Consider the following 22,721-nt stretch of genomic DNA (forward strand, 5'->3'; position numbering starts at 1 on the left):
GACCGCTCCGGGTGAGGATGCACCGCATGAAGAGCGATCTTTTCTCCAGCGAGCACATGGCGCAGCAGGCGACCGTCCCCGGAATGACCCTGCAGAACGCGAAATCGATCAAGTACGCGCTCAACGGCGAGATGCACGCACGCCAGGGATCGATGATCGCCTTCCGCGGCGATCTGCAGTTCGAGCGCAAGGGCCAGGGCATCGGCGGCATGCTCAAGCGCGCGGTCACCGGCGAGGGCCTGCCGCTGATGGCGGTGCGCGGTCAGGGCGAGGCGTGGTTCGCGCACGAGGCGGCCAACTGTTTCATCGTGGAGATGGAGCAGGGTGACGTGCTCACCATCAACGGCCGCAACGTCCTCTGTTTCGACTCCACGCTCGCCTACGAGATCAAGACGGTGAAGGGCGCGGGTATGACCGGCGGCGGGCTCTTCAACAGCGTCTTCACCGGCTACGGCAAGCTCGGCCTGATGTGCGAGGGCCACCCCATAGTGATCCCCGTCACCCCGCAGCAGCCGGTGTGCGTCGACACCGACGCGGTCGTGGGCTGGAGCGCCCACCTCGACACCTCGCTGCACCGCTCGCAGAGCGTCGGCTCGATGCTCCGCGGTGGCTCGGGGGAGGCGGTCCAGCTGCGCCTGGACGGTGAGGGGTTCGTGATCGTACGGCCCAGCGAGGTCAAGCCCGAGAAGGCGTCCGCCAACTGAGTACGGACGTCCTGCGGCTGCGGGGAGTGGGCCGGCGATACGGCCTCGCCGGACCATGGGTGCTGCGCGGGGTCGACCTCGCTCTGCCCGCGCGGGCCCTCGTCCGCGTCGAAGGGGCCAACGGCACCGGGAAATCCACCCTGTTGCGGCTGCTCGCCGGCATCGACGCCCCGACGGAGGGCCGGATCACCGGTGGCGGGCCGCGCACGGCGTACGTCCCGGAGCGGTTCCCGGCGGCCCTGCCCTTCACCGCCACGGGCTATCTCGTCCATCTCGGCCGGATCCACGGGCTGCGCACGGCCGAGGCGGCCGGGCGCGCGGAGGCGTGGCTGACCCGCTTCGGGGCATCGGACCACGCCCGGACGCCGCTGGCTGAGCTCTCCAAGGGCACCAGCCAGAAGGTCGCCGTCGCACAGGCGCTGCTCGCCGAGCCGGAGCTGCTGGTCCTGGACGAGGCCTGGACCGGCCTGGACACCTCGGCACGCGGCGAGCTGGACCGGGCCGTCGCCGAACGCGTCGCGTCGGGGTCCAGCGTCGTCTTCGTCGACCACGACCCGCGCCGGCTCGCGGGCACGGTCGACGCCGCGTTCCGCGTCGAGGGGCTCGGGCTGGTCCCCGCGGACCCGGCACCGGCCGGGGAGCGCACCGGGCCCCGGGTACGGATCGACGTGGCCGGCCCGCCCGGCGCCCCGCTTCCCGCCGGTCTGCCGGGCGACCCCGGACAGAAGGCAGGCGAGGACGGAACGCTGCGGCTGACCGTCGGGGCCGCGCACTCCGACGCCCTGCTGGGCGCCCTGCTGACGGCCCGCCCGCCCTGGCACATCCGCCGGCTGTCATCCGAACCGGCGGCGGACGGCGCCCTTGCCCACCGCGCCGCGGAACCCACTCCACGTGACGAGGCGCCATGACGGATACGGCCCTGGTCCGTTACCAGGCCGCCATGCTGGTCCGCTCGCAGAGCTGGCTCGCGCCGGTCCTCCTGTACGTCGCCTTCTTCGGCGTCGGGATCCGCCCCGGGCAGCCCGTACTGGACTCGCTCGGCTACGCCGCGGCCGGGCTGCTGCCCGTCACCGCGTGGCTCGTGCGGATCTGCGTCAACCAGGAGCCGCCCGCCGCCCGGAACGTCGTCGCGGCAGCGGTGGGCGGACAGCCGCGGGCCCATCTGGCGTCGCTGCTCGCGCCGCTGGGATGTGCCGGGCTGCTGGCCACCGCCGCCACCGCGTTCGTGCTGCTGATCAGCGAACCGTCCGACACCCGGCACAGGGTCAGGATCCCGCTGCCGGCCGCCGGGCTCGCCGGGCTGCTCGCGGCCCTGTGCTGCGTCCTGCTGGGGGTGGCCGTCGGCGCGCTGTGCACCCGCCCGCTGCTGAACCGGCGCGGCTGGTCGGTGGCCGCGACCCTGACGGCCGCGCTGCTGGCCCTGGTGACCGGCGGATCGCCCGCGAAGTACGCGGTGACGGGCCTGGTCACCGGTTCGCTCACCGGGACGGTCCATGTGCCGGTAATCCCGCTCGCCGGCGCTGCGGCCGTCGCGGTGGCAGCGTCGGCGCTCGCCTGCAAGCTCACTTCCGTACGCGGTTGAGTAGGCTCCGGCGCATGGACGATGGTGTGAACGAGCGTGCGGACCAGGCGTACCGAGCGACGCCTGCCGTCTCCCCGCAGGTGGCCGGTGGGCCGCCGTTCGCGGAGTGCGTGCTGTGCCGGAAGCCCACCGAGCACCCGGAGTCGGTCAAGGGCATCACGCTCTGCCCGGTCTGCGAATGGCAGGAGGCACAGCGCTCGGCCTGTTCCGGCTGACGCGCCGGCCGGCGCCGTGCTCAGCCGCGCATCAGGTCGGACACCTTCACGAAGCGGTACCCGCGCCTGCGCAGCTCCGGCACCACCCGGTCCACCGCCCGGTCGGTGACCGGCGCCGCGCTGCGGGTGCAGTGCATGACGACCAGCGAGCCGGGCTTCACGCCGTCGAGCACCTGCTCCGCCACCGCGTCCGCGTCCGTCGCGAAGGCGTCACCACTGACGACGTCCCACTGCACCGCCGTCACCTTCTGTGCCGCGAGCGCGCGCAGCGCGTCGTCGTCGTAGCAGCCGCCGGGGAAGCGGAAGTACGGCACCACATTGCGGGCGCCGGTCCTCCGGATAGCGCCGAAGGCCCGCTCCACCTCGCCGCGGATCTCGTCCGTCCCCATCGTCGGCAGCCCGTAGCAGGGCGAGGTGAAGGCGTAGTGGCTGTAGGAGTGGTTGGCGATCTCGAAGAGCGGGTCCGTGCCGATGGAACGCGCCTGCGAGGGGTACTCCTCGGCCCACCGGCCGGTCATGAAGAGCGTCGCGGGCACCTTCAGCCGACGCAGCAGGGCGATCAGCTCCGGGTTGTCGAAGTGCTCGCCGGAGGCCGCTCGCGGTCCCTCGTCGGCCGTCATGTCGGCGTCGAAGGTGAGGGCGACGACCTTGTCGGCGTTCTGCGGCCCCCGTTCCAGGACGGGGGCGAGTCCGGCGGGGCCGGGGGCCATGGTGGGCGGCCCGCTCGCGGCGGGGGAAGCGCTCGTCGGAGCTCCCGCAGGGGTGGTTCCGGAGGGGGCGGCCGAGACGGCCGCGGTTCTGTCGCCGGTGGTACCGGGTGTGCCTCCGGAGCCACCGCAGGCGACGAGAGCACCTCCGCAGACCACTCCCAGAACGGTCATAGCTGTAAATTTCCGCACAGAAGTTGTCATTGGCGGAAAATAACTGATTAACGGTCATTGCCCTGCCTGCGGCGCCCCTGCGCCGCGCCGCGGCCCCCGGACGGCGGGTGGACGTGCCCGCCCGCCGTCCGGAGCAGCGGCTCAGCGGGTCAGTGCCACGGACCCGTCACGGCGAACGTCGTGCCGGGTGTGTAGCAGTTCATGAACATCGTCGCGTAGTCCGGGGCGAACGTGACCCCGGCGAACTCGCCCCACTCCGGCTCCTGGGGCGTTCCGATGTTCTGCCGGCCGCGTGCCATCGCGTACACCTCACCGCGCCTGGTCAGTCCGAACACGTGCTGGGCGCCGCCGCCGTCCTCGCACACCATGAGACCGCCGTGGGGGGCCAGGGTGATGTTGTCCGGGGACTCTCCGGGCAGCTGGATGTCCGTACCGGGGCCGAAGACGATGACCAGGGTCAGCCGGCGCCGCTGCGGCTCGTAACGCCACACCTGGCCGAAGTGGTCCGCCGCCGATCCCTCGGAGCTGTGCGCGAAGCTGGAGACGAAGTAGACGCACGTCCCGCCCCAGTAGCAGCCCTCCAGCTTCTGGCCGTGGCTGATGCCCCTCGGCCCGAAGTCCTGGAACCGGATGGGCGTCTCGGCCGCCAGCGGGTCCGGCACGGGGACCCACTCGATCCCCTCGAAGCTCGTGCCGGTCTCCTGGACCGCGGAGAGGTCGGGGACGCCCGGCACCCGCATGGCCTCCAGCTGTCCGCCGGCCCGGAGCGAGCCCGTGCCGCCGAGCGGCTTCTCCGGCAGGAAGCGGTAGAACAGCCCGAAGGGCTTCTCGAACGCGTCCTCGGTCTCGTAGACGACACCGTTGCGCGGATCGATCGCGATCGCCTCGTGCTGGAATCGGCCCATCGCGGTGAGCGGCACGGCTCCGGTGCGGCGCGGATCGGCGCCGTCCACCTCGAAGATGTAGCCGTGGTCCTTGGTGTAGCCGTTGGTGCCGGCCTTGTCCTCGGTCTCCTCGCAGGTCAGCCAGGTGTCCCAGGGGGTGCGCCCGCCGGCGCAGTTGACCGCCGTACCGGCGATGGCGACGCGCTCGGTCAGGACGCGGTTGTCGCTGTCCAGCTCCAGGGCCGTGCAGCCGCCCTTGCCCATCGGGTCGTAGGTCAGCCCTTCGACGGTCGGCACGGCGATCGCCGCGTCGACGCGGTTCTCGTGGTTGCGCACCAGCCGGACGTGCCCGCGCCGGCCGGCGAACGCGGCCATGCCGTCGCAGTGGCTGGGGACCGGGCCCTCGCCGGAGCGGAGCGGTTCGCCCTCCCTGGAGAGCACCCGGTACCGGAAGCCCTTCGGCAGATCGAGCAGTCCGTCGGGGTCGGGCACCAGCGGGCCGTACCCGCCGTGTCCTCGGGCGGCGGCGGTACCGGCGAAGAGTTCGGTGAACGCCCCGGCGAAGGCGACCGTGGCCACGGCCGCGCCCGTACCGGCCAGGACCTGACGTCGTGTCGCGGGCTGTTGTGCAGCTGCGGATGACATGAGGCAACTCCCTGTGAGGGAAAGGAGAGTGACCCGCATGTGTGTACCACGCGCGCCATCGCGCGGGAACCATGCGGGTCACCGGCCTCATCCGTGTCCCGTGCGTGCCCCGGGCCTCACCAGGCCCGGCGCGGGACTCAGGCGAGCGAGGCGCTCAGCGTGATCGTCGTGCCCGTCAGCGCCTGGCTGACCGGGCAGTTCGCCTTCGCGTCCTCGGCCGCCTTGACGAAGCCGGCCTCGTCGAGACCCGGCACCTCGCCCTCGACGGTGAGGTGGATCCCGGTGATGCCGGTACCCGGCTGGAAGGTGACCTCCGCCTGGGTGTTCAGACGGGTGGGCGGGGTGCCCGCCGTGGCCAGACCGTTGGACAGCGCCATCGAGAAGCAGCTGGAGTGCGCCGCGGCGATGAGCTCCTCCGGGCTGGTCTTGCCGTTCGCCTTCTCCGCGCGGGACGGCCAGGAGACCGGGTACTCCCCGATCCCCGAGGAATCGAGGGTGACGACGCCCTTGCCCTCGATCAGGTTGCCTTCCCAGACCGTGTGAGCCTGACGCGTGGTAGCCATGCTGGATCCCTTCGAACGGAATGCGCGGTTGTACGGGAGTGGCGGGGCACTCCGTCGTGCCCGGCCGGTGTTACGCCCCCGAACCTACTGCGCCACCAGTCCCTTTGCGTCACGCGCCAGCGCGGTCAGCCGGGAGATTGCCCTGAAGTACTTCTTCCGGTACCCCCCGTTCAGCATCTCCTCGCTGAAAAGCTGATCGAACGGCAGCCCGGAGGCGAGCACCGGAACCTCGCGGTCGTACAGCCGGTCCGCTAGCACCACCAGTCGCAGCGCCGTCGACTGGTCGGGCACCGGCCGCACCTCGGTGAGGCACACCGCCCGGACGCCGTCCGTCAGCGCGCCGTACCGGCTCGGATGGACGCGGGCCAGATGGTCGAGCAGCGCCGGGAAGTCGTCCAGGCTGGCGCCATCGGTCGCGTACGCGGCCCGGGTGACCTGCTCGTCCGAGTACGGCGGCGGGGCTTCCGGCAGACCTCGGTGGCGGTAGTCCTCGCCGTCGATGCGCAGCGGGCGGAAGTGCGAGGAGAGGCCCTGGATCTCCCGCAGGAAGTCGGCCGAAGCGAACCGCCCCTCACCGAGCTTGCCCGGCAGCGTGTTTGAGGTCGCCGCGAGCGCCACGCCCGCCTCGACCAGCCGGCTCAACAGCGAGGAGACCAGCACGGTGTCGCCCGGGTCGTCGAGCTCGAACTCGTCGATGCACAGCAGCCGGTGGCCGCTCAGCGTCTGCACGGTCTGCTGGAAGCCGAGCGCGCCCACCAGGTTCGTCAGCTCGACGAAGGTCCCGAACGCCTTCAGGGACGGGGCGGCGGGCGTGGCGTGCCAGAGCGAGGCGAGCAGATGGGTCTTGCCGACGCCGTAGCCGCCGTCGAGGTAGACACCGCGCGGGCCGCTGGGCGCCTGGGCCTTCTTCCCGAACCACCCGCCCGGCGCCCGCCACCACCCGTCGACGGATGCGCCTCGCGCTCTTCCGGATCTGCCCGAGCCCGTCGCGTGCGCCCCGCCGAGCCCGGCCGCGAAGTCGCCGAGGACCTTGACCGCCTCGATCTGGCTCGGCTGGTTCGGGTCGGGGACGTACGTATCGAAGCGCACCGAGTCGAAACGCGGCGGCGGCACCATCTCGGCGACCAGCCGGTCGGCGGGGACGCGTGGTTCGAGGGCGCACAGGGACAGCGGGGCCGTTTCGGCTATGGGGCTGGGCCCCGGCACGGCGTGGGAGGACGACACAACCACCCAGCTTAGGCCGTGCCAGACTGCCTGACATGCGACGCCTGTTCCCTGTGACCGACCTGACAGCCGCCGACGACCCAGGTGAGTGGGGCCTCGACGCCCTCGCCGACGCCTACGCCTATCCCGATACGGACGGCTCCTGGCTGCGCGCCAACATGGTGTCGACGCTCGACGGCGCGGCCCAGCACGACGGCCGCTCGCAGCCGATCTCCTGCGAGAGCGACATGCGGATCTTCGGCACCCTGCGGGGGCTCGCCGACGTGGTGATCGCGGGCGCGGAGACCGTACGGCTGGAGGGGTACCGGCCGGCCCGCGCCCGGGATGCCTTCGCGGCCCGGCGGGCGGCGGCCGGTCAGGGCCCCGCCCCCGCGGTCGCCGTGGTGAGCGGCAGCCTGGACCTGGACTTCTCGCTGCCGCTCTTCGTCTCGCCGCTGGTCCCCACGCTCCTGCTGACCGGCGCGGGCGCGCCGCCGGACCGGATCGCGGAGGCCCGCAAGGCGGGCGCCGACGTGGTGATCGCGGGGGAGGGGTCCCGGGTGGATCCCGCCAGGGCCGTACGGGAGCTGGCGGCCCGCGGCCACCGGCGGCTGCTGACCGAGGGCGGGCCCCGGATGCTCGGGCAGTTCGTGGCGGCGGGTGTGCTGGACGAGCTGTGTCTGACGCTGGCGCCGATGCTGACCGCCGGGGACGCCCAGCGGATCGCGGGCGGTCCGTCGGTGGCGGTGCCGGAACGATTCGCCCTGGCATCGGTGCTGGAGGAGGCCGGGTTTCTCTTCTCTCGGTACCGTCGGATCTGACAATCAGCGGAATATCCCGTTCCGGTTAGCTTTCGGTGGGCAGAATGGTTCGCAGAACCCGTGCGAGCACGGGGAAGGATGGTTTCAGCAGTGGCCGGAGACGGTCACTGAAGCAGAAGGGCGCCTGTGGTGTTCACCAGCGTTTTGATGATCGAGAAGCCCCTCACTTCCGAGGACGTCGAGTTCGTCACCACCCTGCACGGGGAGGAGCAGATCTCCTTCGTCGTGCTCATGCAGCCGCGTGGCGACCAGGCGGATGTCCTGTTGCGGGCCATCGACGACCTGGCGATGGGCGAACTGAAGGAAGCGGCCCGGGAGAGTGAGGAGCCGGAGGGCAAGAGCGCCAGACAGTCCGCGGAACTCGCGCTAGAGGTGTCCCTGGAGGCCCTGCGGCAGTCGGGCTCCGAAGCCGTCGGACAGGTGATCGAGGCCCACCCCCTGGACAAGCTCACGTCCGTGGTCGAGGAGTCGGAGGCCGACGAGGTCATCGTGCTGACAGCGCCGCACTACGTGGAGGAGTTCTTCCACCGTGACTGGGCGTCCCGCGCCCGGCACAAGGTCGGCGTACCGGTGCTCAAGCTCTTCGCGCACAGCGAATAGGCTGGCACCCGCGGTCCGGGCTGGCCCTCGGCCGCGAATCGAAACCCGAACCGCGAACGCAGGAGCACAGATGGCACCCGGCATCCCCGCCGCCATGGAACGGCCGCACTTCATCGGCATCGGCGGCGCCGGAATGTCGGGCATCGCGAAGATCCTCACCCAGCGCGGTGCGAAGGTCGCGGGAAGCGATTCCAAGGAGTCCGCCACGGCCGAGGCCCTGCGCGCGCTGGGGGCGACCGTCCACATCGGACACGGCGCCGGACATCTGGCGGACGACGCCACCTGCGTGGTCGTCTCCAGCGCCATCCGCTCCGACAACCCGGAGCTGGTGCGCGCCGGGGAGCTCTCGATCCCCGTCGTGCACCGCTCCGACGCGCTCGCCTCGCTGATGGAGGGGCTGCGGGCCATCGCCGTCGCCGGCACCCACGGCAAGACGACCACCACCTCCATGCTGGCCGTCGCCCTCACAGAGCTGAACCTCGACCCCTCGTACGCGATCGGCGGCGACCTCGCCGGACCGGGCACCAACGCCACGCACGGCGAGGGCGCGGTCTTCGTGGCCGAGGCCGACGAGAGCGACCGGAGCTTCCAGAAGTACGACCCCGAGGTCGCGATCGTCCTCAACGTCGAGCTGGACCACCACGCGAACTACGCCTCGATGGACGAGATCTACGACTCCTTCGAGACCTTCACCGGCAAGATCGTGCCCGGCGGCACCCTGGTCGTCTCGGCCGACCAGTCCGGCGCCGTCGAGCTGACCCGCCGGGTGCGCGACCTGGCCGAGCTCAAGGTCGTCACCTACGGAGAGGCCGCGGACGCCGACGTACGCGTCCACAAGATCACCCAGCGCGGTCTGACCAGCGAGGTCACGGTCGTCCTCAACGGCAGGTTCCTCACCTTCACCGTCTCCGTCCCCGGCCGCCACTACGCGCTCAACGCGGTGGCCGCCCTCGCCGCCGGCGTCGCCCTCGGCATCCCGGCGCACAACCTCGCCTCGGCCCTCGGCAAGTACACCGGGGTCAAGCGCCGCCTCCAGCTCAAGGGCGAGGCCGCCGGAGTACAGGTCATCGACAGCTACGCGCACCACCCCACGGAGATGACCGCCGACCTGGAGGCGATGCGCGGAGCCGCCGCCGACGCCCGCCTCCTGGTCGTCTTCCAGCCCCACCTCTTCTCCCGCACCCAGGAGCTCGGCACCGAGATGGGCCAGGCCCTCGCGCTGGCCGACGCCTCCGTCGTGCTGGACATCTACCCGGCCCGCGAGGACCCGATCCCCGGCATCACCAGCAGCCTGATCATCGATGCGGCGCGGGCGGCCGGCGCCGACGTCACCGCCGTCCACGACAAGGCGAACGTCCCCGAGGCCGTCGCGGGAATGGCGAAGCCCGGCGATCTCGTTCTCACCATGGGAGCGGGCGATGTCACGGACCTCGGCCCGCAGATCCTGGACCACCTGTCGAGCTGAGGGAGCCACCGTGCCGTACGACATCGACAAGCCGGACGAGGAGTGGCGGGCGGAGCTGTCCCCCGCCGAGTACGCGGTGCTGCGCCAGGCCGGCACCGAGCCCGCCTTCGTCGGCGAATACACCGACACGAAGACGACGGGTGTCTACTCCTGCCGCGCCTGTGACGCGGAGCTGTTCCGCTCCGACACCAAATTCGAGTCGCACTGCGGCTGGCCGTCCTTCTACGACCCGAAGGACACCGACGCGGTCGAGCTGATCCAGGACCGCAGCCACGGCATGGTCCGCATCGAGGTGCGCTGCGCCCGCTGCGGCTCGCACCTGGGCCACGTCTTCGAGGGCGAGGGCTACCCGACCCCCACGGACCAGCGGTACTGCATCAACTCCATCTCCCTGCGGCTGACACCCGACGCCTGATCCGGGGCCCGGATCAGCCCTGCACCCGCGCCTCGGCAACTGCCCCGGCGCGGGGCAGCAGCAGGTTGATCAGGAGCGCGACGACCGCCCAGGCACCCGCGCCGGCCGCAATCGAGAGGGGTACGGAAAGACCACCCCGGGCGGCCAGCAGCCCGGCCAGGGCGACGCCGTTGAGCAGACCGGCCGCCGTGGCGGCGGCGGTCTGCCACGGCGCCCTGCGGACCACCGCCGTGACGGCCCTGCGCAACCCCATGCCGGTGAGGACCAGCACGGGACCGCCGAACACACCGAACAGCAGCGCCGTCCACCACGGCGACGGGGGCCAGAAGAGCAGGAACACGGCGCTGAGCACCGTGCAGAGCAACGCCATGGCGACCAGACCCGTGTCCGCGTCGGTCTTGTCGTCCGGCGAAACGGTGGGCGCCCCCATGTAAGCCGCCGCCATGGCGACGAGGAAGACCGGGACGCACAGCGCCAGGGTCCAGACCGGGGACCAGCCGGTCAGCAGGGCGAACTGGGCCCAGAGCGAGCCGGTGGCGAGCAGCGCGCTCCAGGCCGATACGCGCCCGGCTCCCGGCACCGTCTGTACGACGGGCCGGGGGCCGGGCTCGGTGGGCGAAGGGACTGCCCGCGGGGGCTCCGCTGCCGGTTCACGGGTGCCGTCGACCGTAGGGGCCTCGGCCTGTGCCCGGACCTGGGGGGACACCGCCGCGACGCCGTCCAGCACCCCGCGCAGGCTCTCGGACACCTCTTCGGCAGTGGCGGGCCGGTGTTCCGGGTCCTTCCGCAGCAGCCGGAGGACCAGATGGTCGAGAGCGGCCGGAACACCGGGACGCAGATTCCTCACCGGTTCCGGCGGCTGACCGATGTGCTGGGCCAGCACCGGCCAGCCCGTCCCCTCGAAGGGCGGGCGCCCGGCCAGGAGTTCGTACAGCAGGCAGCCCAGTGAGTAGAGGTCGCTGCGCCCGTCGATGGTTCTGTCACCGCGTGCCTGTTCCGGCGACATGTAGGCGGGCGTGCCGATCGCGGCACCGGTGCCCGTGAGCCCGGCCCCGGTCTCCTCGATCAGCCTCGCGATGCCGAAGTCGCAGATCTTCAGGTCGAGTTCGCCGTCCCCGTAGACCATGACGTTCGCCGGCTTGATGTCCCGGTGGACGACACCTGCACGGTGGGCGGCCGCGAGACCGGCGCAGATCTGGAGCCCCCAGGCCACGACGGTCTCGACGTCCCGCCGTTCCGTCGCGGCGAAGTCGGCCATGGAGCGGCCGGGAACCAACTCCATGACCAGGAAGAGCATGTGGTCGCCACCGAGAGCGGCCTCGCCGTGGTCATGAATGGTCACGATGCGCGGGTGGGTCAGACGCGCGGTGGCCCGTGCCTCCTGACGGAACCGGGCGGCCGACTGGCTGGTCGTGAGGGGGCTCTGGGTAATGACCTTGACGGCGACATCACGGTCGAGCCGTGAGTCGACAGCCCGCCACACCTGGCCCATCCCGCCGGCCCCGAGCAGCTCCACCAGCCGGTAGCGGCCTTCGAGCACCTCTCCACGCACCGAGCGGCCCCCTTCGATCGTCGTGTACGGGGTGTCCCGACGCTGCGGCACGCCCGTCGGCTCCCGGGCAGAAGCCTACGCAGCGACCGGCCCGGAAACCTCCCCGACCGAAGATCCGTTGACGACGCCCCCGGAAGAGGCGGGCGGCACGCCGGTCAGGCCTCGTCGGTCTCCGGCTTCAGCAGCGGGTGGACCACACCGGGGAAGACCCGGGCCCGCACGACCTCCTCGGCCGAACCGCCCTGGATCACCGTCTCCGCCACGCCCCAGGGCCGGCCGGGCAGCTGGACGATGAGCGTGTACGAGGCCGGACAGCCGGTGCACTCGTAGCGGTCGACCCACGTCTCCACGTCCGTGGCGCTGCCCGGGTAGCGCGCCACGTGCCGGTGCCGGGCGTGGCACCGCTCGCAGCTCTCGCCGGGCTCGCACGTACCGCCGCACGGGCAGGGCACGTCGAGGGACTCGGCCGGGCGCCAGCGCTGGGTCAGGACGGCCTCACGCGTGGCGCCCATGTCCTTCATCGCCTTGAGATTGCGGGCGGCCACGTTGTACGACTCACCGGTGGCGGCCATCCGGTCCCGGATCACGTCCTTGCGGCCGCGGTTCGTCGTCATTCTGTTCCTCCTGGGGTTTCACGCAGCCCGCCAGGAGGCCCACGAGATCGGTACACACCAAGGTACCCGGCGGGGCGCACGACCTGCGACACACGCGGGTGCGGCCCAGGTGGGGCCGGGGGCCGGGGTCAGCCTCGGCGGACGCGGCCCGCGAGCCGCCTGCCCAGCCGGCCCAGGGTGCCCTGGCCCCGGCGGTTCCAGTCGCGGAAGGCCTCCGCCCGGCCGCTGCTGCCCGAGCGCCCGACGGCCTCCTCCACGGCTGCCACCCCCTCCGCGGACAGGGTGCGCACCGCGGGGCGCAGCACCTGCTCCAGCAGGGCGGTGGCCGTTCCGCTCCACTCCGCCCCCGCGTGCGGGTGGGCCGTCCACACGGCGAAGCAGTCGGCCGCGTAGCCGGGCTCGGCCACCAGCCGGGCCCGGACGTCGGCACCGCGCGCGGCCCGGTCGTAGGCGGCGATGAGATCCGCGTCGCCGCTGTGCACGAGGGCGTACAGCTCCGCCTCCGGCCCGTCCGGGGCGAGCAGCCGCGCGGCCAGGGCGCCGAACGCGTGGCCGAGCACCCCGGGCTCCACCGGCTCGGCGTCCGGCCGCAGCCCGCGCACCCGCTCCGCCCAGTCGGGCGCCGCCGTGTCCGACCGGAGCTCACGGGCGAAGTCCAGGAGCAGCAGCGCGCCGCGCTCCCGGCCCCCGATCTCCTGCGGGAACCCGCGCAGCAGGTCATGGGCGAGCTCCGGCGCCCCTTCGTCCTCCGCGGGCGCCTGCAGGGCAGCGGCCACGAGGTGCGACCAGGTGCCCGCCGTCCGGTGCGCGTCCGACGTCGCCGCCTCCAGGAGCAGCCGCGCCTCGCCCACCGTCGGAGCACCCTCCTCCCAGACCAGGCCCACGGCCGTCCGCAGCACGAGCGGCTCCGCGAACGGGGACATCCCGGCGGCCCGCAGCACCCGGTGCACCGCACCCACCCGGTCGGCGCCGCAGGCCGCCTTGGCCTCGGGCGCCTCCGCGCACATCCGCAGGTGCGGCAGCAACTGGGTGCCGGTGAACGGCAGCGGCACCCGGCCCAGCAGCCGCTCCGCCCCCGCGGGGTCCCGCGGCGCTATCCGGTCCAGCGCCCCGAGCAGCGCCGTACGGACGTCGAACTGCTCGTCCATCAGCTCCAGCAGTGCGGGCGCCCAGCCGGGCACCTGCGCCGTGTCCGCGAGCAACGCGGGAGCCAGCCGCCGCACGACGCCGGGCAGCAGCTCCGCGCAGTCCACGCCGAGCAGCCGGGCCACCCGCAGCAACTGCACCGTCCTGGCCACGTCCAGCCCGGCTCCGGCGCCGCCCAGCTCGGTCATGATCTCCGGGCCCAGCCGGGCGGCGACGGCCACGCCCTCCGGGCCGCTGAAGGCCGTGCGGCCGGGCAGCTCCACGGAGCCGTTCCCACCGCGTACCGCCTCCGTCACCAGCATCGCGGCCAGCGGGACCGTGGTGGTCGCGGGGGAGCGGCCGTCGAGCGCGGCGAACAGCCGCCCCGCGGCATCGAATTCGGGTCCGGTGCGGTCATCGACGCCCGGTGCGGTCAGGGCGTCGACCAGCTGCCGGGTCCGCTTCGCGTCCAGCGCGTAGGGCCGCTCGGCGGCCCAGCCCGCGGCGGCGGCACGCCCGCCGGGCCCCAGTGAGATCCCCGCGCACAGCGCCGTCACGGCCACCGGACCGGCGGCGAACGGCTCCCCGGGCAGCTCGGCCGCCTCCCGGAACAGCTCGGGTGCCCGGCTGCGCCAGATCCGGGCCGCGGTCTCGGCCCAGGCGTCGTCCACCGTCCCCTCCGGGCGCGGGCCGGTGCAGGTGTGCACCCGGAACCCGGGGCCGGACAGCTCGTGCGCGTCCTGCGGCAGCACTCCGACGATGGACTGCGGGGCCTTTCGCGGGTGGCGGGAGTAGGTGGTGAAGGTCAGCCGCTCGGCACTCTCCGCGGGCAGTACGGCCGAGGCCAGGGCGATCCAGCGGGCCACATCCGCGCTCTGCCGCTCGACGAGCACGACCCTGGCCGACTCGTCGGTCTCGCTGACCAGGCGCAGATCGGCCAGAACGCCCGCGAGCCAGGGCCCGCGGGAGACGGCGAAGTCGTTGAGCCCCTCGCGTTCGCCGGTCCGGCTCGCGCCGGCGGACAGCGCGGTGATGGGGTCGGCGGGGGTCCGGTCCGGTGTGGTGGCCGCCCAGCGCGCCGACCGGCAGGCGGTGATGGGGAGCATGCCGCCGGGCAGCCGGGTTCCGGTGGGGAGATGGACCGCGTGCGCGTGGAAGCCCACGGCGGACGCCTGCGCGGGCCGGACCGGCACGGTCCGGGACAGCAGATGGCTGCCGTCGGACAGCACGCTGAAGCTGAACACCTCGGGCAGTGCGCGCAGCGCGCTGTCCGAGACCTGCCGCGGGGTGCCGGCCGGCGGCTCGTACGCCAGGAGCGGACCGGCCTCGGTGAGCACGGCCGCGGGTATCGCCGCGTCAACTGTGCTGAAGCGGCCCCGTATCGGCTCCTCCTCACCGGCTGCGGACCCGTCCGCGTCCGTTGCGGAGGTGTAATGCAACTGCGCGAGGCTCATGCGTCGGCTCTCTTCGTCCCTGCCGTGACCGTCCCCGTGCCACGCACCCGCCGTCCCGTGGTGGCAGCGCCGTCCCGGCAGAGCGACGACCCCGGCGGGGAGTGTTCCGCAGTCGCGGGGGCGACGCTATCAAGGACCGCCGGGTCCCCGTGAGACGAACGGCCCCGGGCGGCGGGCCGGGCGGCCGGACATCGCCGACTCATTACGGCCTTGCGGCAGTTGACCGGCCCGGCAAGGGTGAGGGGATGATCCTTCCCTTCTCGCACGACGGTGGGACCGGCGATGTGACCGTGGCCCTGGAACAGGTCGACGATCCGCTGACGATCGGCAAGCACCCCGCCACACAAGGCTTTCCGTGCTGCACGGCCACCGTGAACTACCCCGGCAGGGGATACCGGGCCATGTTCGGCTGGGTCCAGCTGGTGCGGTCGACGGACAACGAGTCCGGTGGCGCCGAGTTCGAGATGGACCCGTTCATCCTCTTCGAGGACGCGCCGTCCCCGTACGCCTTCTTCGGTATCAGCCCCACCCTGTTCGACGCCCCGTCACGCGCGGAGCGGCGGCCACTGACCTGGCTGGCGCACAGCTTCCTGGCGCGGACGCCCTGGGACCGAGAGGAGCGGAGCGTGCTGCCGATGGCCGGCTTCTCCTGGGGCTTCGGCATCGATGCCGCGGGGGACATCACGCTCCGGTCCGTCGAGGCACTGGAGACCGCCGACTGGGACGGCCACCTGCCGTACCTGAGCGCCCGTCATCCGGCGTGGGGGTTCGACACGTGGCAGCGGGACCCGGCCCCGGCGCGGTGACCGCAGGGTTCCCGGCGCGTGCCGCCGGGAACACCGAGTCACTCGAAGCGTGAGGTGTCGCCCGCGCCCCGGCGCACGATCTCCAGCTCGCCGCTGGAGAAGTCGATCACCGTGGTCGGTTCGGTGCCGCAGTCGCCGGAGTCGACCACGATGTCCACCTCGTGGTCGAGGCGCTCCTTGATCTCCCAGCCCTGGGTCAGCGGCTCCTCCTCGTCGGGCAGGAGCAGGGTGCTGGAGAGCAGCGGCTCACCGAGCTCCTCCAGGAGGGCCTGGACGACGGCGTGGTCGGGGATGCGGACGCCGACGGTCTTCTTCTTCGGGTGCAGCAGCTGACGCGGCACCTCCTTCGTCGCCGGCAGGATGAAGGTGTACTTGCCGGGAGTCGCCGCCTTGACCGCGCGGAACACGTCGTTGTCGATGTGCACGAACTGCCCGAGCTGGGCGAAGTTCTGGCACATCAGTGTGAAGTGATGGCGGTCGTCGAGGTTGCGGATCGAACGGATGCGGGAGATGCCGTCACGGCTGCCGAGCTGACACCCCAGCGCGTAACAGGAGTCCGTGGGGTACGCGACGAGCGCGCCGGAGCGGATGCTGTCGGCCACGTTGTTGATGGTGCGCCGCTGAGGGTTTTCGGGGTGAACATCGAAATACTTCGCCATCCGGCGAGTCTACGGCCGTGAAGGCGGGTCGGTCCGGGCCCGCGCGCCACGCATGTGATGTGTAGCATGCATAAGAAGTGTGTCGTGCACACGCAATGCATCATGCATACAATCCGTGGTATATCTGTACAGAGGCGGCCTTCCGGCGGGAGGACGGCCCCGCACTCGCAGTCGAAAGAAGCCTCGCGTGGACATGCCTGTGGACCGGATCGAATTCGAGACCATGCTGCTCGGCCGTCATATGAACCTGCTCGCCTCCAGGGGAGGCGGCAGACTGGACCGGAGCGCGTACATCCTCCTCAGTCGTATCCAGGTCGAGGGCCCGATGTCCATCGGTGACCTCCGGGACGCCTTCGGTCTGGACGCCTCGACGCTGAACCGGCAGACCGCCGCCATGCTGCGGGCCGGTGTCGTCGAGCGCATCCCCGATCCGGACGGCGGCATCGCCCGCAAGTTCGTCATCACGGAGGAGGGCGCGCAGCGCCTGGACCGGGACCGGGCGGAGAACCTGGAGGGCCTCGGTGCCCTGCTGGCCGACTGGACGCCCGAGGAGGCGGCCCAGCTCGCCGACAACCTGGCCCGGCTCAACCGCGACATCGAGCGCCTCGACGGGCGGCCCTGGCCGCGGGAGTGACCGGAGCGGGCCCGTCACTCAGTGCAGACGGCCACCGCGGGTCCGGGGCAGCGGCCGGAAGAGCAGCAGATACACGGTGGCGACCATCGCGACCGCCTGCGCCACGACGGTGATCCGCTTGTCGAGGTACCAGGACGGTTCGTACATGCCGGGGAACGGGCCCCAGGCGCCGATGTCCGCGTACCGGTAGATCAGCAGCAGCGCGACTCCGCCCGTCGCGACCGCCCAGGCGAAGAGATCGGCCGGCCACCGGCGCCAGACCAGGACCAGGAGCGCGGCCAGCGCCGCCATACCCGCCTCGATCCGGAACAGCGTCCCCTGGCTGATGTCGGCCATGACGCCGTCGTACCGCCCCGCCAGGTGCGCGTGCAGATATGCCGTCACGGCGAGACCGGCCGCGGCGAGCACCCGGGCCACGCCACGTACGAAGCGGCCGGCGTCGTGCGCGTGGGCGGCGGGCGTTGCGGAGGACTGCGAGGACATGGCGGGCTCCATTCGCGCGGCCGCCCGCGCGGGGGCCGCCGGCCCCAGTGGACAACAGGTGCCGGGCACCGGCCACCCGGGCGGGGCCGTCCAGGTGCGCCGGCCGGCCACGGCTCCGGACCGCAACGTCCCTATGGTGCAACAGTTTCCTCGACGATCTCCGGCCGCGGGCTCGCGATCCTAGGATCGGGTGCGGTCTTCGGGGAGACGGGGTGGCTGATCGTGACGTGCGGCGGGCCGATACACAGATACGGAATGCTGGTGCTGGCTCCACTGGTGCTGGTGGCGTGCTCCAGCAGTGGCGGGGACCCGGGCGGGGAGGGGAAGAGCGCCCGTTCGACCGGCCGCGCCAGTGCGTCCGCGTCCCAGGGCCACCGGGACGACGGCGTGCCCGACGCGGACCCGGCCAGGCTGCCCTCCTCGCGCGAGGAGGCGCTCGACCTCATCGGCCGGGTCATCGCGGACCCGGCCACCTTCGGGCCCGGCGTGGTCAAGCGCAGCCCGTACGAGAGCGATCCGGCCACCTGGCCCGACCTGGGCACCGACTGCGTCTGGCAGCAGAAGAAGCCGGGCGCCGACGTGCTCGCCACCCTCAGCCGCTCCTTCGAGGTGCCCGCGGCGAGCGGCAAGGGGCCGATGAGGCTCTCCGCCGTCGTCACCGTGCACCGCACCCGCGACGACGCCCGGTGGGAGATGGCCGAATCGGTGGAGGAGACGATGCGCTGCCCCACCCAGCAGCTGCGGCAGGGCGAACAGATCGGCTCGATGGTCGCGAGCGCGCTGGCGCAGGGGGAGGGCGTGCAGCGGACGGCCGAGGACAGCCTGCTCGAGACCGGGAAGTACCTGAACACCGAGCTCGGCGGCGGTCCGTACCCCTATGTCTGGTACCAGGGGCAGCTCCTCCAGTTCACCGTGGCCGTGACCGGCAAGGGGGCCAAGGGCCGGACGGACGAGGAGATCGACGAAGCCACGAACAGGGCCTATTCCACCATGCTGCTGCGGCTCGGGTCCGCCGTCGAGAAGCAGAGCTGAGAGAGCGGAGAGCGTGATGGAACAGCTGCGTCCCACGGACCCCGCACGGATCGGCGGCCACCGGCTGCTCGGGCGGCTCGGCGCGGGCGGGATGGGTGTCGTCTACCTCGGCCGCACGGACGCCGGAGCACTGGCCGCGATCAAGGTGATCCTGCCGGAGTACGCCGATGACGGGGACTTCCGGGCCCGGTTCCGCCGAGAGGTCGAGGCCGCCCGCCGGGTGGACAGCCCCTGGGCGGTCCCGGTCACCGGCGCCGCGACGGAGGGCGAACGCCCCTGGCTGGCAACGGCGTTCGTCCCCGGTCCCGCACTGTCCGAGACCGTCGCCCGGTGCGGGCCGCTGCCCGCGCGCAGCGTCCGGGTGCTCGGGCGGCTGCTCTCCCGCGCGCTGACCGCTGTGCACGCGGCCGGACTCGTGCACCGCGACGTCAAGCCCGGTAACGTCCTGCTCACGGCCGACGGACCCCGGCTGATCGACTTCGGTATCGCACGGGCCGCCGACGCCACGGCGCTCACCGCGACCGACCTCGTCGTGGGGACCCCGGGCTTCCTCTCGCCGGAACAGGCCTCGGGGGGCGGCACGGCGGCCGGGCCCGCGAGTGACGTCTTCTCCCTCGGCTGTCTCCTGGCGTACGCCGCCACCGGGCGGCCGCCGTTCGGCAGCGGCGCCGTCGAAGCGCTGCTCTACCGGACCGTCCACGACGAACCCGATCTCGAAGGGATCGACGACGAGGAACTCCGCGCGCTGCTCACCTCCTTGCTGGCCAAGCAGCCCGACGCACGCCCCACCGCCGCGGGGTTCGACGCGCGGATCGCCGAGGACGCCCCGAACGGCTCCATCGACTGGCTGCCCGAGAACGTCGTGTCGCTGATCGCCGACCGGTCCGCCGCCATGCTCGATCTGCCCGACATCGAACCGACGGCCGCCGGGGAAGCGGGCGCTCCGCCCGCCACCGGTCCCGGCCGGCGCAAGGTCCTGCTGTTCGCCGGCGCCGGAGTGGTGGCGGTGGCGGGCGCCGGATTCGCCGTCCGGGAATGGCTGACCGACGACACGGGCAACCCCGGCACGGCCAAATCCGGTGAGCGGGCCTGGACCATCGGCGTACAGGCCGATCTGTCGGGTCCGCGGAAGGCCGCGGGGCAGGCCCAGGAACGCGGGGTCCGCCTCGCCGTCGAGCGGTTCAACTCCCGCGAGGACAGACCCTTCACCCTGACCGTCAAGGCACTCGACGACCGGGGCGACACCGGCCGCGCGACGGAGGTGGCCGACCGGTTCACCCGCGACCGCGACGTGCTCGCCGTCATCGGCCCCACCAGTGACGCCGCCACGGAGGCCGTCCTCGGCGCGTACGACGAGGCGATGCTTCCGGTCGTCACCGTGTCCTCGCTCCAGATCACCTACACCGCCCGGTCCAGGAAGTCGTTCTTCCAGGCGGCGCCGTCCGACGCCGTACTGGCCCAGCCGGTCATCAGACGGCTGGTGCTGCGGCCCGACGTCGAACGGCTCGGAGTGCTGCTCGACCGGTCCGGCGGGCAGTCCGCCTACCTGATGGGCTACCTGACCAACCTGATGACCGGCCAGATCACCACCGCGACCACCTACCCGCGGGTGATCCCGGCCGGCACGCGCGATCTGGCTCCCGTTGTCAAGGACATGCTGGAGCACTCCAGCGACGCCTTCTTCTACGCCGGTGACACCACCGGGGCCGCCCGTACCGCACGGGCGCTCGCGGACACCTCCTTCAAGGGGCCCCGGATGGCCATGCACACGGCCATGGACGCGCGGTTCATCGAGGACGCCGGGCCGGCCGCCGAAGGCTGGGGGTTCATCGCCCCCTACATCGATCCGACGGCGCCCGCGGTCAAGGAGTTCGCCGCCGACCACCGCGCCGCCTACCACGCCGCGCCCGCGCACTGGGCCGCCGAGGCGTACGACGCCACCGGGATGGTGATCGCCGCCGTGACCGCCCTCACCAAGGGAACGGCGGGCAAGCCGAAGCGCACGACCCGGACCGCGCTCGTGACGAGGATCGCCGCGTCCTCGTACAAGGGGATCGCCCGGACGTACGCCTTCGGCGAGGACCACCGGATCAAGAACGCCGGCGACGCCTACGTCTACGGCGTACGGAACGGGAGTTACGCCTACCTCGGCACCGCGCCGAAGAGCGAGACCTGACAGCCGTGCGTCCGCTCACCTCGCAGGACCCGCGCGCCATCGGCGAGTACCGGCCGCTGGCCCGGCTCGGTGCGGGCGGGATGGGCGTGGTCTACCTCGCCCGTTCGGCGGGCGGGGCGCTCGCCGCCGTGAAGGTGATCCGCGCCGAGCACGCCGCCGACCCCGGCTTCCGGGCCCGGTTCCGGCGCGAAGCCGAGGCCGCGGCCCGGGTCTCCGGACCGTGGGCCGTCCCCGTGACCGGGGCCGACACCGAGGCCCCCGAGCCCTGGCTGGCCACCGCGTTCGTGCCCGGTCCCTCGCTGGGCGAGTCCGTCGAGGAGCAGGGGCCCCTGCCGGTGGCCACGGTCCGGGCCCTCGGCGCCCGCCTCGCCGGGGCGATCGCCGCGGTGCACGGGGCCGGCCTCCTGCACCGCGACGTCAAACCCGGCAATGTGCTCCTCGCGCTCGACGGCCCCCGGCTCATCGACTTCGGCGTCGCCCGCCACACGGGTGCCACGGCGCTCACCGCCACCGACATGGTGATCGGCACGCCCGGCTATCTGGCGCCGGAGCAGGCCTCGGCGGGGCCGGTCGGGCCGGCCTGCGACGTCTTCTCGCTGGGCTGCGTCCTCGTGTACGCGGCGACCGGACGCCGGCCGTTCGGCCAGGGCTCACCGGCCGGGCTGCTCTTCCGGACCGTGCACGAGGAGCCGGACCTGGACACACTTGCCCCCGGACTGCTGCCCCTGGTCACCGACTGCCTGGCCAAGGACCCGGCCGACCGGCCGACGGCGCAGGAGGTCGCGCGGCGGCTGGCGGCCGAGGGCACCGAATGGGAGGTGCCGGGGCTGGCCACGGCGGTCGCCGAGCGCTCCGCCGCCGCACTCGCCCTGCCCGACCCCGAACCGCCCACCGCCGTCCAGGACCCCGGTCCACCCCGCCGCCCCTCCCGCCGCCGCGTCCTCACCGCGGGCGCCGCCGGGGCCGTCCTGCTCACCGGCGGGGGCACCGCGGCCTGGGTGGCCGGCCGGCGACAGGGCACGGCCGGCAGCCCGCCCGCGCTCCCCACCTACCGGATCGGCCTGCACGCGGATCTGACGGGTCCCGGCAGGTCCGTCGGCCTCGCCCACGAACGAGGCGTCCGGCTCGCGGTCGACGACCACAACTCCCGCGAGGACAAGGCCTTCCGGCTCGCCCTGCGCACAGAGGACGACGGAGGCGACACGAGCCGTGCCCGCGGCGTCGCCGACCGGCTGATCGCCGATCCCCGGGTGCTCGCCGTCATCGGCCCCACCGGGGACGTCGTGACCGAAGCGATCGCCGGCCGGTACGAGAAGGCGCGCCTGGCCCAGGTCGTCGTAGCGGCCCGGTCCACCACAGTCCGGTCGGGTACCGAGTCGGAATCCCTGTGCGTACTGCGGCCCTTCGACAGCGCGCTGACCGGCGGGCTGGTCCACTACCTGTCCCATGTCGAGCGGTTCGCGCGGGTGTTCGTCATCGAGGACCGCGAGGACCCCCGGAGCAGCTGGGCGATCACGAACGTCATCCGGGACGTCGCGATCAAGGGCACCGAGATCACCGTGCACCCCGTCGAGGCGGCCACCGACAGCTTCGCACCGGTCGCCCGCGCCGCGGTCGCCGCCGGGGCCGGGGCGGTCGTCCACGCGGGATCGTCGGCCGTCCGGGGCGCCCGCTGCGCCACCGACCTTGTGGCCGCCGGATTCACCGGGACGGGCCTGTCCGTCGGCCCCGTCCTCGCGCCCGCCTTCCTCCGGGACGCGGGCGCGGCAGCCGAGGGCTGGGTGTTCTCGGAGGCGTACAGCGAACCGGCGGAGCTGCCGTCCGCGAAGGGCTTCACCGCCGCGTACCGCGAGAGGTTCGGCTCGGCGCCGGCGACCTGGGCCGCGGAGGCGTACGACGCGGTGGGGCTCATCGCCCGGGTGGGCCGGCCGGGCCGCGCGACGGGCTCCGCACGCGACGGCGTGGGGCAGCGGATCCTGCGCGGCGACTACCGGGGCATCACCCGGCGGCTGTCCTTCTACGACACCACCCACCAGGTGCGGTACGAGTCGGGAATCTACCTCTACCGGGTCGACAAGGGCCGGGCCCGCTTCCTGGGTCCCTACGAATCCGTCTGAGAGGGGGGGCCCCCCCCGCACCCCGGCAGGGGCGGGGGGGCGCCCCCCCAAGGAAAACGCCCCCGAAGGGCGCAGCGTTGCCGTGTACAAG

At 72.8% G+C, this 22,721-nt stretch carries 22 protein-coding genes; 13 read left to right on the forward strand and 9 right to left on the reverse strand.

The window, feature by feature from the left end:
* The first annotated feature begins 26 nt into the window (after window positions 1–26).
* The 4 genes from ACFVJX_RS32060 to ACFVJX_RS32075 are packed head-to-tail and all read left to right on the forward strand — an operon-like array spanning window position 27 to window position 2,501.
* Window positions 27–704, forward strand: a complete 678-nt coding sequence (locus tag ACFVJX_RS32060) for an AIM24 family protein (protein ID WP_384135100.1) — start codon at window positions 27–29, stop codon at window positions 702–704.
* 59 nt (window positions 705–763) lie between these two features.
* Window positions 764–1,612, forward strand: coding sequence for an ATP-binding cassette domain-containing protein (locus tag ACFVJX_RS32065; RefSeq protein ID WP_384135156.1), 849 nt, complete (start codon window positions 764–766; stop codon window positions 1,610–1,612).
* On the forward strand, window positions 1,609–2,286 hold the full coding sequence (locus ACFVJX_RS32070; RefSeq protein ID WP_384135103.1) for an ABC transporter: 678 nt from the start codon (window positions 1,609–1,611) through the stop codon (window positions 2,284–2,286). The genes ACFVJX_RS32065 and ACFVJX_RS32070 overlap by 4 nt, the downstream gene beginning before the upstream one ends.
* Before the next feature lie 14 nt (window positions 2,287–2,300).
* Window positions 2,301–2,501 (forward strand): hypothetical protein, encoded by a 201-nt coding sequence (locus ACFVJX_RS32075; RefSeq protein ID WP_384135106.1) that lies wholly within the window; start codon window positions 2,301–2,303, stop codon window positions 2,499–2,501.
* 20 nt (window positions 2,502–2,521) lie between these two features.
* Here the strand turns inward: ACFVJX_RS32075 and ACFVJX_RS32080 are convergent, their stop codons facing one another.
* From ACFVJX_RS32080 to zapE, 4 genes are all read right to left on the reverse strand, one after another.
* On the reverse strand, window positions 2,522–3,382 hold the full coding sequence (locus ACFVJX_RS32080; RefSeq protein WP_384135109.1) for a polysaccharide deacetylase family protein: 861 nt from the start codon (window positions 3,380–3,382) through the stop codon (window positions 2,522–2,524).
* A 149-nt stretch (window positions 3,383–3,531) separates the two neighbouring features.
* Window positions 3,532–4,911 carry an alkaline phosphatase PhoX gene (locus ACFVJX_RS32085; protein ID WP_384135112.1) on the reverse strand — a complete coding sequence of 460 codons (1,380 nt, stop codon included), beginning with the start codon at window positions 4,909–4,911 and terminating at the stop codon, window positions 3,532–3,534.
* Between the two features lie 137 nt (window positions 4,912–5,048).
* Window positions 5,049–5,474 carry an OsmC family protein gene (locus tag ACFVJX_RS32090; protein ID WP_073734893.1) on the reverse strand — a complete coding sequence of 142 codons (426 nt, stop codon included), beginning with the start codon at window positions 5,472–5,474 and terminating at the stop codon, window positions 5,049–5,051.
* 84 nt (window positions 5,475–5,558) lie between these two features.
* On the reverse strand, window positions 5,559–6,698 hold the full coding sequence (gene zapE / locus ACFVJX_RS32095; RefSeq protein ID WP_384135116.1) for a cell division protein ZapE: 1,140 nt from the start codon (window positions 6,696–6,698) through the stop codon (window positions 5,559–5,561).
* Window positions 6,699–6,733: 35 nt separating this feature from the next.
* Here zapE and ACFVJX_RS32100 point away from each other — a divergent pair, with 35 nt between their 5' ends.
* From ACFVJX_RS32100 to msrB, 4 genes are all read left to right on the forward strand, one after another.
* Window positions 6,734–7,498 (forward strand): pyrimidine reductase family protein, encoded by a 765-nt coding sequence (locus ACFVJX_RS32100; RefSeq protein ID WP_384135119.1) that lies wholly within the window; start codon window positions 6,734–6,736, stop codon window positions 7,496–7,498.
* Between the two features lie 147 nt (window positions 7,499–7,645).
* Entirely contained in the window at window positions 7,646–8,098 is a 453-nt protein-coding gene (locus tag ACFVJX_RS32105; RefSeq protein WP_384135159.1) for an indole-3-glycerol phosphate synthase, read from the forward strand.
* A 70-nt stretch (window positions 8,099–8,168) separates the two neighbouring features.
* On the forward strand, window positions 8,169–9,563 hold the full coding sequence (gene murC, locus ACFVJX_RS32110) for a UDP-N-acetylmuramate--L-alanine ligase (RefSeq protein WP_384135122.1): 1,395 nt from the start codon (window positions 8,169–8,171) through the stop codon (window positions 9,561–9,563).
* A 10-nt stretch (window positions 9,564–9,573) separates the two neighbouring features.
* Window positions 9,574–9,978: a peptide-methionine (R)-S-oxide reductase MsrB gene (gene msrB / locus ACFVJX_RS32115; RefSeq protein WP_384135125.1), complete on the forward strand. Its 405-nt coding sequence runs from the start codon at window positions 9,574–9,576 to the stop codon at window positions 9,976–9,978.
* A gap of 13 nt (window positions 9,979–9,991) precedes the next feature.
* Here the strand turns inward: msrB and ACFVJX_RS32120 are convergent, their stop codons facing one another.
* The 3 genes from ACFVJX_RS32120 to ACFVJX_RS32130 form a co-directional block, all read right to left on the reverse strand.
* On the reverse strand, window positions 9,992–11,581 hold the full coding sequence (locus ACFVJX_RS32120; protein WP_384135128.1) for a protein kinase: 1,590 nt from the start codon (window positions 11,579–11,581) through the stop codon (window positions 9,992–9,994).
* 104 nt (window positions 11,582–11,685) lie between these two features.
* Window positions 11,686–12,144, reverse strand: a complete 459-nt coding sequence (locus ACFVJX_RS32125) for a hypothetical protein (RefSeq protein ID WP_384135131.1) — start codon at window positions 12,142–12,144, stop codon at window positions 11,686–11,688.
* Between the two features lie 128 nt (window positions 12,145–12,272).
* The gene (locus ACFVJX_RS32130; protein WP_384135134.1) at window positions 12,273–14,723 is read right to left on the reverse strand and encodes a GTPase-associated protein 1-related protein; all 2,451 of its coding nucleotides are present in this window, start codon (window positions 14,721–14,723) and stop codon (window positions 12,273–12,275) included.
* Window positions 14,724–14,968: 245 nt separating this feature from the next.
* Between ACFVJX_RS32130 and ACFVJX_RS32135 the strand changes: the two genes are divergently transcribed.
* Window positions 14,969–15,529, forward strand: coding sequence for a hypothetical protein (locus tag ACFVJX_RS32135; protein ID WP_384135137.1), 561 nt, complete (start codon window positions 14,969–14,971; stop codon window positions 15,527–15,529).
* A 38-nt stretch (window positions 15,530–15,567) separates the two neighbouring features.
* Here ACFVJX_RS32135 and ACFVJX_RS32140 read toward each other — a convergent pair whose 3' ends face one another.
* Window positions 15,568–16,188: an L-threonylcarbamoyladenylate synthase gene (locus tag ACFVJX_RS32140; RefSeq protein ID WP_384135139.1), complete on the reverse strand. Its 621-nt coding sequence runs from the start codon at window positions 16,186–16,188 to the stop codon at window positions 15,568–15,570.
* 187 nt (window positions 16,189–16,375) lie between these two features.
* Here ACFVJX_RS32140 and ACFVJX_RS32145 point away from each other — a divergent pair, with 187 nt between their 5' ends.
* Window positions 16,376–16,822 carry a MarR family winged helix-turn-helix transcriptional regulator gene (locus ACFVJX_RS32145; RefSeq protein WP_384135142.1) on the forward strand — a complete coding sequence of 149 codons (447 nt, stop codon included), beginning with the start codon at window positions 16,376–16,378 and terminating at the stop codon, window positions 16,820–16,822.
* A gap of 18 nt (window positions 16,823–16,840) precedes the next feature.
* On the opposite strand, the gene ACFVJX_RS32150 is transcribed toward ACFVJX_RS32145, so the two are convergent.
* Window positions 16,841–17,305 (reverse strand): hypothetical protein, encoded by a 465-nt coding sequence (locus ACFVJX_RS32150; protein ID WP_384135145.1) that lies wholly within the window; start codon window positions 17,303–17,305, stop codon window positions 16,841–16,843.
* 255 nt (window positions 17,306–17,560) lie between these two features.
* Here ACFVJX_RS32150 and ACFVJX_RS32155 point away from each other — a divergent pair, with 255 nt between their 5' ends.
* The 3 genes from ACFVJX_RS32155 to ACFVJX_RS32165 are packed head-to-tail and all read left to right on the forward strand — an operon-like array spanning window position 17,561 to window position 22,630.
* On the forward strand, window positions 17,561–18,337 hold the full coding sequence (locus tag ACFVJX_RS32155; RefSeq protein ID WP_384135148.1) for a hypothetical protein: 777 nt from the start codon (window positions 17,561–17,563) through the stop codon (window positions 18,335–18,337).
* A gap of 16 nt (window positions 18,338–18,353) precedes the next feature.
* Entirely contained in the window at window positions 18,354–20,513 is a 2,160-nt protein-coding gene (locus tag ACFVJX_RS32160; RefSeq protein ID WP_384135150.1) for a bifunctional serine/threonine-protein kinase/ABC transporter substrate-binding protein, read from the forward strand.
* 5 nt (window positions 20,514–20,518) lie between these two features.
* Window positions 20,519–22,630 carry a bifunctional serine/threonine-protein kinase/ABC transporter substrate-binding protein gene (locus ACFVJX_RS32165; protein WP_384135153.1) on the forward strand — a complete coding sequence of 704 codons (2,112 nt, stop codon included), beginning with the start codon at window positions 20,519–20,521 and terminating at the stop codon, window positions 22,628–22,630.
* Window positions 22,631–22,721 lie beyond the last annotated feature (91 nt).

Origin of the sequence: Streptomyces sp. NPDC127177 (genome assembly GCF_042672475.1) — a bacterium.
Classification (GTDB): Bacteria; Actinomycetota; Actinomycetes; order Streptomycetales; family Streptomycetaceae; genus Streptomyces.